This window comes from Rhodopseudomonas infernalis (genome assembly GCF_022271405.1).
GTDB classification, from domain to species: Bacteria; Pseudomonadota; Alphaproteobacteria; order Rhizobiales; family Xanthobacteraceae; genus Rhodopseudomonas; species Rhodopseudomonas infernalis.
Genome location: NZ_JAJNAL010000001.1, coordinates 84,200 through 97,801 on the forward strand (window position 1 = coordinate 84,200; position 13,602 = coordinate 97,801).

Sequence of the window (13,602 nt, forward strand, 5' to 3'; positions counted from 1 at the left end):
CGTCAGTATTATTGACTGACCCGAAAGTCAATAGTAAGGTCGATCAACTGGAGTTTGGAATGTCTTCCGAGACCAAGACCCGCCGAAGGCGGAAAGCCGAGCGACCGGCCGAGATTTTGGACGCTGCCTTCGAAGAGTTCGTGCAGCACGGCTATTCGGCCACGCGCCTTGAAGACGTGGCGGCTCGAGCCGGCGTGACCAAGGGCACGGTGTATTTTTATTTTGACGCCAAAGAGCGCGTGTTCGAGGAGATGGTGCGGCACAAGTCGCAGACCTTCCTCCCCGATCTGGCGATGCAGGCGGAGAAGGCCGAGGGGAGCTACACCGAACGGTTGCAGGCCCTGGTCGCCTACACCTACGCACACATCGCTGAAAATAGAGACTCGCGGGAAGTCCTCCGGTTTCTGATTTCCGAAGGCGGGCGTTTTCCGGAGTTGGTGGATCGGCACTACGACGAGTTCGTCATGCCGATGATCGACCAGTTCAAACAGTTGATCGACGCTGGCGTCGCCGCCGGCGAGTTTCGCGACGCGCCGGCCTCCGAGTTCGTCGAGATCATCATGAGCCCGGGCCTGCTGGTCTGCCTCTGGTCACTGGTGTTCGGCACGCGCAAGCACTTCGATCTCGATGCTTTCACCAGAGCGAGCACCGACCTGATCCTGCGTGGCCTGGCGAAATAATCGCGCTCGCGGTTCCAGATCGGCAGCCGGCACACAGCCGTGCATAACACCTGACATGCGCCGCCGAGTGCTCGACGGGATAGCCTCGGGTTGTTAAGCCCCCTCCTCCGAAAGGAGAGTCGGGCCGACATGACCGTTGCGATCGAGATGGGGCAAACCAGCGGCGGCGGAGCGGCGACGCTCGACCTCGAGGAACTGCTGGCCACCCGCTTGCTCGTGCAGGGAAATTCCGGCTCCGGCAAATCCCATCTGCTGCGCCGCCTGCTCGAGCAGAGCGCGCCCTGGGTGCAGCAGGCGATCATCGATCCGGAAGGCGACTTCGTCACGCTGGCAGAGCGCTTCGGCCATCTGGCGATCGATGCCGAGGCTCATACCGAGCGCGGCCTGCAGGTCGCGGGCGAACGCGCCCGCATGCATCGCGTCTCGACCGTGCTCAACCTCGAAGGGCTGGACGCCGAGAACCAGATGCGGCGCGCCGCCGCATTTCTCGACGGCATGTTCAACACCCCGCGCGACCATTGGTACCCGATGCTCGTGGTGGTCGACGAGGCGCAGCTGTTCGCGCCTGCCGTCGCCGGTGAAGTCTCCGACGACGCGCGAAAGTTGTCGCTCGGGGCGATGACCAATCTGATGTGCCGCGGCCGCAAGCGCGGCCTCGCCGGCGTGATCGCGACGCAGCGGCTGGCCAAGCTCGCCAAGAACGTCGCGGCCGAAGCCTCCAACTTCCTGATGGGCCGCACCTTCCTCGACATCGACATGGCGCGCGCCGCCGATCTGCTCGGGATGGAGCGCCGCCAGGCCGAAGCGTTTCGCGATCTCGAGCGCGGCCAGTTCATGGCGCTTGGCCCCGCGCTGTCACGCCGCCCGCTTGGCCTGCGGATCGGCGCGACCGAAACCCATCCGCGCAACGCCTCGCCGAAGCTGATGCCGCTGCCGGAAGCAGCACTCGAAGACGCCCGCGCCGTCATTCTGGCCGCGCCGCCGCCGGACGCCATCGGCGCGCGGCCGCAGCGGCGGCAGCCCGCACCCGATCTGCTGAGTCAGCTGATGGCGGCGAAGACCGCCGCGATCGATGCCAGCCCCGAGCCCGAAGCCGCGCCACTCACGGAAGAACAGCTCGCCGAACGCCGCGAGCGGCTCGACCGCATCCTGCGGGCGATCCTCGCCGAGCCCGACGCCGGCTTCCGCGCCATCGGCGTGCTGTATCAGGAATTCATCGTGCGCTGCCGGATCGAAGGGCTGGCCGCGACGATTCCCGACATGATTGAATTCCGCCGCATGCTCACGCATGCCCGCGCCGGCCTCACCGCCGAGATGGCGGCAGACGGCGGCTGGCAGGACGTGACGCTGCGCGCCAGCATCCTGCCCGACGACATGCAGGGCGTGTTCATGATGATCGCGCGCGCCGCCAAGGAAGGCTGGCCCTGCCCCGGCGACGCCGCGATCGCACGCGCCTACGGCACGCACTCGCTGCGCCGGGCGCGGCGGCTGCTGACCTATATCGAAGAACAAGGTCTGATCGTCTGTCAGTTCGACGGCACCGGCCGCCGCACCGTCACGCTGGTCGAACTCGCCTGGGCCACCGCGCCGGGCGATCCGAATGCAGCGGAGGAGATGCCGGCCGACATCGAATACCGCGCCGCCCCGGCCTGAGCCCAGAAAACGGTTCAAGTCGGCGCGCCGATTTGCGATACCGATGGCAATCGCATGTTTGCCTGCCAGGAGGATCGCTATGAAGACACGGGCCGCCGTCGCGTTCGAAGCCAAGAAGCCGCTCGAAATCGTCGAAGTCGATCTCGAAGGGCCGAAGGCCGGCGAGGTCCTGGTCGAGATCAAGGCCACCGGCATCTGCCACACCGACGCCTACACGCTCGACGGCCTCGATAGCGAAGGCATCTTCCCTTCTATCCTCGGCCACGAAGGCGCCGGCATCGTGCGCGAGGTCGGGCACGGCGTTACCTCGGTGAAGGTCGGCGATCACGTCATCCCGCTGTACACGCCGGAATGCCGGCAGTGCAAAAGCTGCCTGAGCCAGAAGACCAACCTCTGCACCGCGATCCGCGCGACGCAGGGCAAGGGCCTGATGCCGGACGGCACCTCGCGCTTCAGCTACAAGGGCCAGCCGATCTTTCACTACATGGGCTGCTCGACGTTCTCGAACTTCACCGTGCTGCCGGAGATCGCTGTGGCGAAGATCCGTGACGACGCGCCGTTCGACAAGAGCTGCTACATCGGCTGCGGCGTCACCACCGGCGTCGGCGCGGTGGTCAACAGCGCGAAGGTCACGCCCGGCTCGAACGTCGTGGTGTTCGGCCTCGGCGGCATCGGCCTCAACGTCATCCAGGGCGCCAAGATGGTCGGGGCCGACAAGATCGTCGGCGTCGATATCAACGATGACAAGGAAGAATGGGGCCGCCGCTTCGGCATGACCGACTTCGTCAATCCGAAGAAGATCGACGGCGACATCGTCCAGCACCTGGTCGGCCTGACCGACGGCGGCGCCGACTACACGTTCGACTGCACCGGCAACACCACGGTGATGCGTCAGGCGCTGGAAGCCTGCCATCGCGGCTGGGGCGTCTCGGTGGTGATCGGCGTCGCCGAAGCCGGCAAGGAAATCTCGACCCGCCCGTTCCAGCTCGTCACCGGCCGCGTCTGGAAAGGCTCAGCCTTCGGCGGCGCCCGCGGCCGCACCGACGTGCCGAAGATCGTCGACTGGTACATGAACGGCAAGATCGAGATCGACCCGATGATCACCCACGTGCTGAAGCTCGAAGACATTAACAAGGGCTTCGAGCTGATGCACGAGGGCAAGTCGATCCGGTCGGTAGTGGTGTTTTAAGCTTGTTCCGGCGAACTGTCGTCCCGGCCCGCAAGCGCCATTCCAGCTAAATGCCTCTGCCGTCATTGCGAGCGAAGCGAAGCAATCCAGCTACGTGCCCTGCGCTGGATTGCTTCGTCGCGGAGCCTGTGCCCGGACAGCGCGATGCCGACGCTCGAACAGAAGAATGCCGGAGTCTTCTTCCAGCGCCTTGATGCGCGTGCTCACGCTCGATTGGCTCACGCCGAGCCTGTTAGCCGCATGGCGGAAGTTCAGATACTCCGCGACCGCCAATGTTTGAATGAGCGACACCATTGGAATACGCCTGCCAAGGAGCGTATCGACGGACACATCGTGGTCCTGTCTGCGTGAGCATCTACGCCGCATGGCTTGCGCCTCGCCTGACCGACTTGTGTAGATCAAGCATTTGGAGGTCGGACGCGGCTGTCCGCGCGGTGATGCGGCGAAAGCAACTGATAGCAAACCTCATTCGTGTCGGCTGAACACCAGTGCAGCGTTGACACCGCCGAAGCCGAAAGCATTTGACAGCACATGATTGACCTCTGCCGGGCACGCTCCGTGGGAAAGCAGGTTGAAGCCTTCTGCCTCTGGCATCGGCTGTTCGACGTTCAGGCTTGGAGGCAGCATTCGGTTCTGGATGGCGAGAATCGAGAAGACCGCTTCGATTGCACCGGCCGCGCCCAGCATATGTCCCGTCGCTGATTTGGTTGACCCAACAGGCGTACCGCCCCCGCCGGGGCCGAAGACCTTTTCCAATGCGGCGAGTTCCGCCGCATCCCCGACCGGCGTCGAGGTGGCGTGGGCATTGACGTAGCTGATTGCTCCAGTTTCGACCCCAGCCATGGCCAGAGCGATCTCCATCGCACGCCCGGCCTCGCGTCCATCGGGCCATCCCGCGGTGACATGATGAGCGTCAGTCGTCGTGCCGTAGCCGGACAACACGGCAAGCGGACGTGCGCCGCGCTGCTCTGCATGGCTCAGCCGTTCGATAACCAGCATCGCCGCACCTTCGGATAGAACAAAGCCGTCGTGGTCGATATCAAAGGGACGCGACGCCCGCTGGGGTTCATCATTGAAGTTGAAGGACAGCGCCTTGGCCGCTGTGAAGCCGCCGATGGCGACGGGATCGACACAGCCCTCCGCGCCACCACATAGCGCGATGTCGGCCTCGCCGGTTCGGATCAAGCGCATGGCGTCACCGATTGCCTGCGCGGAAGCTGCGCATGCGGTAACAGGGGCACCGGCTGGTCCGTGAAAGCCGAACCGGATAGAGACCTGCCCGGCGGCGAGGTTCGGCAGAAACGACGGCACCACGAATGGCGACAAACGGCGCACGCCAGACGTGCGGATAACCTCGTTCGCGGCGGTGATGGCCGGAACGCCGCCCACGCCGGTTCCAATCACCGTGGCGGTGCGCATCCGGTCATCGGGGTTTTCGGGATGCCAGCCTGCCTGGTCCAGGGCTTCGTGTGCGGCTGCCATCGCATAGTGAATGAACACATCAGTCCTGCGCAGTTCGCGCGGGTCCATCGATGCCTCCGGATCGAAGCCCTCAGAGTCTTCCGAACGATGGGGGACAAGGCCAGCGATCCGGCATTTCCACTTATCCGTATCGAAGCGATTATTTGCCCGGATGCCACTTTGCCCGGCGATCAGTCTGTTCCAGTTCGCAGCAACGCCAGCCCCAAGGGGCGATACAGCGCCGAGCCCTGTCACGACGATAGGTTCATACATGATAACCTCACATGTGTATTTGCACCGTGCATATACACATGTGAGGTTAAAATAGCAACTTGCCTCCCTCTAAGGCTCCGTTGCCAAGTGCTTGACGACGCAAAGGTAGATTTCAGCGTCCTGACTGGAGACGCCCTCCATGAGGTCAGACTTTGACTGCTGCCACTCTGGCATAAGGCGGTCCAGCATCATGTCGCCTTGCTCGGTTAGCTCGCAAAGACGTGCGTTTCCGGTTGCGGCCGAAACACGCCGCGCAAGCCCCTTTCGTTCGAGAAGATCAAGGTTCCGAGTCAGGCTGGTCCGATCCAGAAAAATCTGCTGCGCGAGCGATGCAACCGGCTCGCCCGGATGGAAGCGAATGGCGGCGAGGAGCGAGAACTGCTGAACCGTAACCCCGAATGGTTTCAGTTGAGCATCATAACGCCTCAGCAACGTTCTCGCCGTCGCGATGGTATTCAGAACGAGGCATTTGGAAAGATCATCTGGTAGCTGCATGGCGCACGTTTGCATATCCTTCGTCGGTCAAGTCAATCCGGGTCAGCCTTGGCCGCCTCGCTTCAGTTTCTCCATCAGACCGGTTTTGTCTTAGGGCGGTGCTCACTGTCGATCTCGCAGCCGCTCCATCTAAAACTGCGCAAGATGCCCGAATTTTGTGTATAGTGCCGTTGGTAATACAGCAATATCAGCTCCTTGAGCCGATGGACGGCACGTGAGAGCCATTCATGCGGTGCCGCGATCAGCGAACCTAACCAGTGTGCGGACAAGAACAATCTTGGAAACCCGGCCAACGTAGTGCCGGTTTCTTTTATCTTGCCCTCCTAAAATCTCGCCCTTTCCGCCTAAAATGTCGGATTCTGCTGTCCTGCCGATCCGATCAACTTGCCACATCGCGGAGAGCCAATCCGTGCGCTGGCCTGTGCATTGGCGCTGCCGTCAACGCGCAGCCGAACCGCCGATCTTTTGCCGTCGAACGGCAAGGGGAGCGTCGTCCGCCTGCGATAAATGCGCCGTCCGCCTGCCTCAATGCAGGTCCGGGCGCTGCTCCCGCGGCGCCTGTTCGAGTATCCGCCGGTAGCCGATCTTTGTCATCCATTGCACGCGGGCTAGATGGCTTTCCCAGCAGCGGCGCGTGCGGATTTCCTCCGTGACAGGATCGCGATGGAGAACGATCCGCGCCACCTCGGTCCAGTCCGCGCCGTCCGTCTCGGCGGCGAGCAGGCGCAGATAGGCGACGTAATGCTGCTCGTCGTAGGGCGCAATGCCGTCGATTGTCGGTGCTTCATCGTCAACATTAGGGTCGAGTTCTGGTTGCACTCGCACCGCTTCTCCTTCGCTATTTGAACATTGCGATGATGGCCGGAATCGCCGTTGCTTGGTAGATCACCATCATGACACGCTCCACACCAGACTGGTTCACGATCAGCGAAGAAGCCACTTCCCAAATCATGGTGCGCATTTCCGCCGCCGTGACGGCCAACGACATGGTGCCGCAAGTGAAGTCGGCATCGATGCTGGCGCACTGGTTCGTTCTCGACACGCTGTTGCTGGCAAATCAGGCGAACCGGGACGGAATGCACGCCAATGCTCTCGCATTGACGCGGCAATGCGTCGAGGCGATCAGCGTCATCGAACTGGGCATATGCGGCCACCCGGATGCGGAAGCAGCGTTGCTCAAATGGGATGCGGACGACCTGACGCCCGGCAAACTCCGCGCATGGCTCCAAGCGAACCTTTGGTCGAATTACGGATCAGGTCTCTGGAACGAGCCGTGGTCCACCTTTATGCGGGAGTTCGCTGGCGCGGTTCAGCCCTATGCGCATTACGGTCGCGGCCTCGCGCAATGGCAGCTCCGCCTGCATCGCTTTTACGACGCGAGCGAACCGGATGCCGACATGCACGCGATCATCGAGGTGCATCCACGCGCCTATGATGAACAGAAGGCGACACGCATCACGCTCTTCCATGCCCTGCTTGCCTACGTGCTTGGCCGGATTTGGCTGGCGGCGAACCCGGCCGATGCGGAGTTCGCCAACCTGATGGCATGGCTGGGCGCGGCACTCAGCAAGTCACGCTACCTCGACGGGCATCAAACCGATTGGGGTCAGCAGTTCTGGGCGATGGTCTGGGAGCGAGGCGGCGGGACGATCCTCGAATAACGTCTGCCGCCTCGGGCCTTTCAAACCTCCACGGTCATCAAATGTCTCGCTCGGTCGAAACGTGCCCTAGGCTCGCGGTGTAGCACCGCGCCGCATTCCAAATCGATGTCAGAGACTATGGATTCCGGACTTGCGCTACGCGCAATCCGGAATGACCGTGGAGACGTTGTGCTACTCGCGCTCCGCCGCGCCGCCGGCGAAATTGCGATACACGAACTTTTCGCCGCCGCCCTCCGATTCCGCTTCAGCCGTCTTGAAGATCCGCTCGTGCAGCGGTGACAGCGCGCAGGCGGGATCGGTCGCCGCTGCGTCGCCTGCCAGCGCGAAGGCCTGGCAGCGGCAGCCGCCGAAATCGATATCCTTGAAGGCGCAGCTCGCGCACGGCTCCTGCATCCAGCCCGTGCCGCGATAGCGGTTCAACGCTTCGGAGCTGCGCCAGATCTGAGCGATCGACGCGCCGCTGCGCACCGAGTCGAATGTCAGCCCGGTGATCGTCTCCGCCGCGTGGCACGGCAGCACCTTGCCGCTCGGCGAGATGTTGAAGAACTGCCGGCCCCAGCCGCCCATGCAGGTCTTCGGCCGCAGTGCGTAGTAATCCGGCACGACGTAGTCGATCGAAAGCTGGCCCTTCAGCCGCTCCCGCGCCGCTTCGACGATCGCGGTGCAGTCCTCGATCTGCTGCAGCGTCGGCATCAGCGCGGCGCGGTTCTTCAGCGCCCAGCCGTAATACTGCACATTCGCGACCTCGAGCCGATCGGCGTCGAGCGCCACCGCCATCTCGATGATGTCGGGAAGCTGATGCAGGTTCTGGCGATGCATCACCGCGTTGACGGTGAGCGGCAGGTCGAGTTCGCGCGTCCAGCGCGCCACCTCGAGCTTCTTGGCATGGCCGTCGGCATAGCCGCCGACGCGATCGGCGAGCACCGCCTCGTTGCCCTGAAAGCTGATCTGGACGTGGCACAAGCCGGCGTCGGCCAGCGCAGCCAGCCGTTCGCGCGTCAGCAACACCGCGGATGTGATCAGATTGGTGTAGAGGCCGAGATCGCTGGCGTGCTGCACAAGCGCGGTCAGATCCTTGCGCGCAGTCGGTTCGCCGCCGGAGAAGTGCACCTGTAGCACGCCGATCGCCGCGAGCTCGCTGATCACCCGCTTCCATTCGTCGGTGTACAGCTCGGCGCCGCCGCGTTCCAGCTCGACCGGGTTCGAGCAATATGGACATTGCAGCGGGCAGCGATGCGTCAGCTCCAGCAGCACGGCGAGCGGAATGCCGTAGCTCCCAGCGACGCTTCCGGGCTTGTCCAGCACCGCATCGCCCGCCGCCGCTGTCTTGACCACGCTCTCGCTCACGGCGCGGCCTCGCGTGCCTCGGCCAGAAACCCCTTGTCGGCGAGGTCCTGCAGCATCGCGACGACATCGGCGCCGATCTCGGTGCGGTCAGCCGTGTACTTGGCGGCGAGTTCATCGACGATGCGGGCGACGCTGCGCGCGCCATCGCAGAGTTGCAGGATCTCGACCGCGATGTCGTCAGGAGCGAGCACGCGCTCGGGTGCCAGGATCACCCAGCGCTGCCGCGTCTCGTCGAAACGCAGCTTGGCGTGACGCGGCAATACAGGACGGCTGGTCTCGCTCACGGTGATGTTGCGCGCCATCGCCGCCTCACCCGCCCCGCGGCACGAACGCGCCCGGCGGAATGTGGCCGTCGACATACGCATGATGCAGCGCGTCGAGCTGCGCCCACAGCACGTTGGTCTTGAAAATGAGCGCGTTGCACACCGCCTCGCGCTCCGCCGGGGTCGTCGCGTGGCGCTTGACGTATTGAAGCGCGAAATCGGCATCGCGCGGCGCCTGGGTCAGGCGGCGCTTGAAGTAGCTCATGATGTCCGGATTGACGAAGTCGTAATGCGCCAGCATGCCGGAGATGCGCTCCTCGTGCAGGTTGGGTGCGAACAACTCGGTCAGCGACGACGCGATCGCTTCGAGCGGGCTGCGGTCGCGGACGAAATGCACGTAAGCGTCGACCGCAAACCGCGTCGCCGGGAGGATGCCCTCAGTGGACTCGACATAGGCGCTGTCGAGGCCGAGCCCTTCGGTCAATTTCAGCCAGCGCTCGATCCCGCCTTCGCTGCCGAGATCGCCGTCATGGTCCTCGATCCGGTGCCGCCATTCGACGCGGGTGCCGCGGTCGCGAAATCGCGAGATCACCACCGCATCCTTGATCGGGATCGTGCTCTGATAATAATAGCGGTTGAGCGCCCAGGCCTGCACCTGCCCCTTGTTGAGTTTGCCGCCGTGCAGCAGGCGATGAAACGGGTGCAGATTATGATAGCGCGCCGCGCCGATCTGGCGCAGCGCCGCTTCGAGTTCCTCGGCCGTCTGCAGCGGCGCGGCGCCGTTGATCGAAAAGGCCGTCATCGCGTTCACGGCGTCACCTCCGTCCCATCGGGCGGAATCGTCCAGCCCGCCTCCTCCACGGCCCTGCGCTCGGCAGTGTCCGCCAGCAGGGCCGGGTTCGAGTTATTGATATGCACGAACAGCTTTTGCGCAATGCCGAGGTCGTCCAGTGCGGCAATCGCACCGCCGTCGCCGGACATCGCGATGTGCCCCATCGCCTGTCCGGTCTTGTGGCCGAGCCCCGCGACAATCAGTTCGTCGTCGCGCCACACCGTGCCGTCGAACAAGAGCACCGCCGCGCCGGCGAGCCGCGCCTTGAGGTCCTCGGTGACCCGCGCGCAGGCGGTGAGCACGTGAACGGCAGTGCCGGTCGCCTTATCGGTGATGGTCAGGCCGAGCGTGTCGCCGTCCGCCGCGTCACCGCCGGGATGCGCCTGGCCTTCGAGATACCATGCCGCTTTGCCCGGCACTGCAAACGCCGTGACGACGAGCCCGGACGGCGCGCCATCCGGCAGCGCCGGCTCGAAGGGCTGATCGATCTCGATCGGCCGCCGCGGCACAAGCCGGTCGTTCAGAACGTTGAAGATGCTGTTGGCGCGAAGAACCGCCAGCACCTTGGCGTGCCCATAGATACTGAAAGGTGCGCCTTCGCGCATCGACAGCAGCCCGGCCACCGCGTCGACCTCGCCGTTCGTCAGAATAACGCCGGCGATCGGGCTGTGCCGCAAGCTACCTTCGCGCGGATGCAGCTGCGGCGTCGCGATCACCTGCTGGCGCAGATCGGGCGAAGCGTTGATCAGGAACCAATGCGCCCCGTCGGCGCTGACCGCGACCGAGGCCTGAGTGCGCTGGGCTGCCGGATCGGCGAACGCGGCGCGGCACATCGGGCATCCGCAATTCCATTGCGGAACGCCTCCCCCCGCCGCGGCGCCCAGCACGACGACGCGCATCATTCTTCCCCTCCGGCCAAAAAACAAAGCAGCCGGCGCGTAACGCCGACTGCTCGGAACTCCACGAATGCGCGGCGGCTGATTACTTGCGCACCGCGCAGGCATACATGTTGATTTCCATGCCGACGGAGATTTCAACGATCGCAGGTTTCTTCCAGGCCATGAGGTCCTCCCGAGGATTGCAGAACTGACGTCGCAATGAGTCAAAGATAGAGTTAGGTCGAAACGCACGCAAGCACCGCGTGGTTGCGCCTCGATGCATCAACTCGGGGTGAGCAGGCGCACAACAATGTGCTGCAACGCGAGATCGATTGTCGCACCCGGTCCGAACGATGATTAGTTGGCTCCGACCTTGACGGCCGCTCGTTGATGGGGCCTCGACGCAACGACATCGCCCGTCAAACCCGAGCCGCACGATATCCAGCGCAGCGGACGTCAATCTAACCTGGCATGCCACAATCGCTTCGGATGCATGCGTTATCCCGCAACTGCGAAAGCCGGCGGCTTGACGGGTGGCATCTGGCATGCCAGATCAGAGTGAAAGCAGCCGATATTCGGCAGGGAAATCGATGACGGCGCGCGCCAGACCCAGAGCTGTAGACGTCGTCGCTGAGCCTGATCTCGCGATGACGCGGCTTGCGCCCGAGGTCAGCTACAAGGCCAAGGCCTATCAGGCGTTGAAGCAGGCCATCCTCAAGATGGACATCTACACGACGCCCGAGCCGGTGATGCTCGACGAGCGCGCGCTGTCGGACAAGCTCGGTGTCAGCCGCACGCCGATCCGCGAAGCGATCGCGATGCTCGAGCAGGAAGGGCTGGTGAAGGCGCTGCCGCGCCGCGGCATCGTCGTAGTGCGCCGGACCAAGGCCGAGATCGTCGACATGATCCGCGCCTGGGCGGCTCTGGAAAGCATGGCGGCGCGGCTGATCACCACGATGGCCCGCAAGCGCGACATCACCGCGCTACGCGATGTGTTCAAGGATTTCGGCTCGGACCGGCTGCCGCAGGATCACATCGAGGAATATTCCCGCGCCAACATCGTGTTTCACCAGGCACTGATCTCGCTCAGCGAGTCGCCGGTGCTGGTCGACATGACGGACGATATCCTGCTGCACGTGCGCGGCTATCGCCAACTCACCATCGGCCGCAAGGAGCGCATTGCCGCGTCCCTGCCCGAGCATCTCGCGATGATCGAGGCGCTGGAGGAACGCGACACCGACCTCGCCGAGAAACTCGCGCGCGATCACACGCTGCGGCTCGCCGACTATGTCGAGGCGCATGGCCAGGAGCTGTTCGCGTGACGAACACCTATCCAGGTCATGGCGAGCCGAAGGCGAAGCTATCCAGTGGCGCCGAGCACGGCGCTGGATTGCTCGTCGCTTCGCTCCTCGCAATGACCAATCGAGCTTTCACCTCAACAAGAATTAGACACCACGGAGTAACCAGATGACCAAGGCGCTCGACGGCGTTCGCATTCTCGACTTCACCCACGTCCAGTCCGGTCCGACCTGCACGCAGTTGCTGGCTTGGTTCGGCGCCGACGTCATCAAGGTCGAACGCCCCGGCACCGGCGACATCACCCGCGGCCAGCTGCAGGATATCCCGAAGGTGGACAGCCTGTATTTCACCATGCTGAACCACAACAAGCGTTCGATGACGCTCGACACCAAGAACCCGAAGGGCAAGGAGGTGCTGACCGCACTGATCCGCAGCTGCGACGTGCTGGTGGAGAACTTCGGCCCCGGCGTGCTCGACCGCATGGGCTTCACCTGGGAGAAGATCCAGGAGATCAACCCGCGCATGATCGTGGCGTCGATCAAGGGTTTCGGCCCGGGTCCGTACGAGGACTGCAAGGTCTATGAAAACGTCGCGCAGTGCACCGGCGGCGCCGCCTCGACCACAGGCTTCCGCGATGGTCCTCCGCTGGTCACCGGCGCCCAGATCGGCGACAGCGGCACCGGCCTGCATCTCGCGCTCGGCATCGTCACCGCGCTGTATCAGCGTCAGCACACAGGCCGCGGCCAGCGCGTCACCGCGGCGATGCAGGACGGCGTGCTCAACCTGTCGCGCGTCAAGCTGCGCGATCAGCAGCGCCTCGCCCACGGCCCACTGAAAGAGTACAGCCAGTTCGGCGAAGGCGTCCCGTTCGGCGAAGCTGTGCCGCGCGCCGGCAACGATTCCGGCGGCGGCCAGCCCGGCCGTATCCTGAAGTGCAAGGGCTGGGAGACCGATCCGAACGCGTACATCTATTTCATCGCCCAGGCCCCGGTCTGGGAGAAGATCTGCGACGTGATCGGCGAGACCGGCTGGAAGACCGACCCGGACTACGCGACGCCGCCGGCGCGGCTGAAGCATCTCAACCAGATCTTCGCCCGCATCGAACAATGGACGATGACCAAGACCAAATTCGAGGCGATGGAGATCCTCAACCAGGACGACATCCCCTGCGGTCCGATCCTGTCGATGAAGGAACTGGCGGAAGATCAGTCGCTGCGCGCCACCGGCACGATCGTCGAGGTCGACCACCCGACCCGCGGCAAGTACCTGTCGGTCGGCAACCCGATCAAGCTGTCGGACTCGCCGACGCATGTCGAGCGCTCGCCGCTGCTCGGCGAGCATACCGACGAGATCCTGCGCGAGGTGCTCGGCTTCAGCGAAGCCCATGTCGCCGAAATCCACGAGTCCGGCGCCACCACGCCGCCGCGCAAGCAGGCTGCGGAATAATCGCGTCGGCGACAGGCCAAACACCGAGGCCAGGATCCAAGACACGGCAATCGGCGCGGGAACACAGCCCGCGCCGGCCATTCGATGATACTACGTGATTTTCAGCAATTTCGTTTGCAGCTTTG

Annotated in this window: 15 protein-coding genes; 6 read left to right on the forward strand and 9 right to left on the reverse strand. The window is 63.9% G+C overall.

Annotation, left to right across the window (positions count from 1 at the left end):
* Window positions 1-59: 59 nt before the first annotated feature.
* The 3 genes from LPW26_RS00395 (at window position 60) to LPW26_RS00405 (ending at window position 3,522) form a co-directional block, all read left to right on the forward strand.
* A complete protein-coding gene (locus tag LPW26_RS00395) occupies window positions 60-680 on the forward strand; it encodes a TetR/AcrR family transcriptional regulator (RefSeq protein ID WP_238732255.1) in 621 nt (206 codons plus the stop codon).
* Between the two features lie 129 nt (window positions 681-809).
* Window positions 810-2,333 (forward strand): ATP-binding protein, encoded by a 1,524-nt coding sequence (locus tag LPW26_RS00400; RefSeq protein WP_238732256.1) that lies wholly within the window; start codon window positions 810-812, stop codon window positions 2,331-2,333.
* A 79-nt stretch (window positions 2,334-2,412) separates the two neighbouring features.
* On the forward strand, window positions 2,413-3,522 hold the full coding sequence (locus tag LPW26_RS00405) for an S-(hydroxymethyl)glutathione dehydrogenase/class III alcohol dehydrogenase (protein WP_238732257.1): 1,110 nt from the start codon (window positions 2,413-2,415) through the stop codon (window positions 3,520-3,522).
* A 90-nt stretch (window positions 3,523-3,612) separates the two neighbouring features.
* Here the strand turns inward: LPW26_RS00405 and LPW26_RS00410 are convergent, their stop codons facing one another.
* The 4 genes from LPW26_RS00410 to LPW26_RS00425 form a co-directional block, all read right to left on the reverse strand.
* Window positions 3,613-3,816, reverse strand: coding sequence for a helix-turn-helix domain-containing protein (locus LPW26_RS00410; RefSeq protein ID WP_263858944.1), 204 nt, complete (start codon window positions 3,814-3,816; stop codon window positions 3,613-3,615).
* A gap of 171 nt (window positions 3,817-3,987) precedes the next feature.
* A complete protein-coding gene (gene fabF, locus LPW26_RS00415) occupies window positions 3,988-5,256 on the reverse strand; it encodes a beta-ketoacyl-ACP synthase II (protein WP_238732258.1) in 1,269 nt (422 codons plus the stop codon).
* Window positions 5,257-5,325: 69 nt separating this feature from the next.
* Window positions 5,326-5,751, reverse strand: a complete 426-nt coding sequence (locus LPW26_RS00420) for a MarR family winged helix-turn-helix transcriptional regulator (RefSeq protein ID WP_238732259.1) — start codon at window positions 5,749-5,751, stop codon at window positions 5,326-5,328.
* Window positions 5,752-6,276: 525 nt separating this feature from the next.
* The gene (locus LPW26_RS00425) at window positions 6,277-6,576 is read right to left on the reverse strand and encodes a DUF2285 domain-containing protein (RefSeq protein ID WP_238732260.1); all 300 of its coding nucleotides are present in this window, start codon (window positions 6,574-6,576) and stop codon (window positions 6,277-6,279) included.
* Window positions 6,577-6,644: 68 nt separating this feature from the next.
* Here LPW26_RS00425 and LPW26_RS00430 point away from each other — a divergent pair, with 68 nt between their 5' ends.
* A complete protein-coding gene (locus LPW26_RS00430; protein WP_238732261.1) occupies window positions 6,645-7,412 on the forward strand; it encodes a hypothetical protein in 768 nt (255 codons plus the stop codon).
* A gap of 171 nt (window positions 7,413-7,583) precedes the next feature.
* On the opposite strand, the gene pqqE is transcribed toward LPW26_RS00430, so the two are convergent.
* The 5 genes from pqqE to pqqA all read right to left on the reverse strand — a co-directional run bounded on the left by pqqE (window position 7,584) and on the right by pqqA (window position 10,916).
* Window positions 7,584-8,759, reverse strand: a complete 1,176-nt coding sequence (pqqE, locus tag LPW26_RS00435) for a pyrroloquinoline quinone biosynthesis protein PqqE (RefSeq protein WP_238732262.1) — start codon at window positions 8,757-8,759, stop codon at window positions 7,584-7,586.
* A complete protein-coding gene (pqqD, locus tag LPW26_RS00440; RefSeq protein ID WP_238732263.1) occupies window positions 8,756-9,061 on the reverse strand; it encodes a pyrroloquinoline quinone biosynthesis peptide chaperone PqqD in 306 nt (101 codons plus the stop codon). The genes pqqE and pqqD overlap by 4 nt, the downstream gene beginning before the upstream one ends.
* 7 nt (window positions 9,062-9,068) lie before the next feature.
* Window positions 9,069-9,833: a pyrroloquinoline-quinone synthase PqqC gene (gene pqqC / locus LPW26_RS00445; RefSeq protein WP_238732264.1), complete on the reverse strand. Its 765-nt coding sequence runs from the start codon at window positions 9,831-9,833 to the stop codon at window positions 9,069-9,071.
* A complete protein-coding gene (gene pqqB / locus LPW26_RS00450) occupies window positions 9,830-10,756 on the reverse strand; it encodes a pyrroloquinoline quinone biosynthesis protein PqqB (protein ID WP_238732504.1) in 927 nt (308 codons plus the stop codon). Before pqqB ends, pqqC begins: the two co-directional genes overlap by 4 nt.
* Before the next feature lie 79 nt (window positions 10,757-10,835).
* The gene (gene pqqA / locus LPW26_RS00455; RefSeq protein WP_054161083.1) at window positions 10,836-10,916 is read right to left on the reverse strand and encodes a pyrroloquinoline quinone precursor peptide PqqA; all 81 of its coding nucleotides are present in this window, start codon (window positions 10,914-10,916) and stop codon (window positions 10,836-10,838) included.
* 406 nt (window positions 10,917-11,322) lie between these two features.
* Between pqqA and LPW26_RS00460 the strand changes: the two genes are divergently transcribed.
* Both LPW26_RS00460 and frc read left to right on the forward strand, forming a co-directional pair.
* Entirely contained in the window at window positions 11,323-12,054 is a 732-nt protein-coding gene (locus LPW26_RS00460; RefSeq protein WP_238732265.1) for a GntR family transcriptional regulator, read from the forward strand.
* A gap of 145 nt (window positions 12,055-12,199) precedes the next feature.
* A complete protein-coding gene (frc, locus tag LPW26_RS00465) occupies window positions 12,200-13,477 on the forward strand; it encodes a formyl-CoA transferase (protein WP_238732266.1) in 1,278 nt (425 codons plus the stop codon).
* Window positions 13,478-13,602 lie beyond the last annotated feature (125 nt).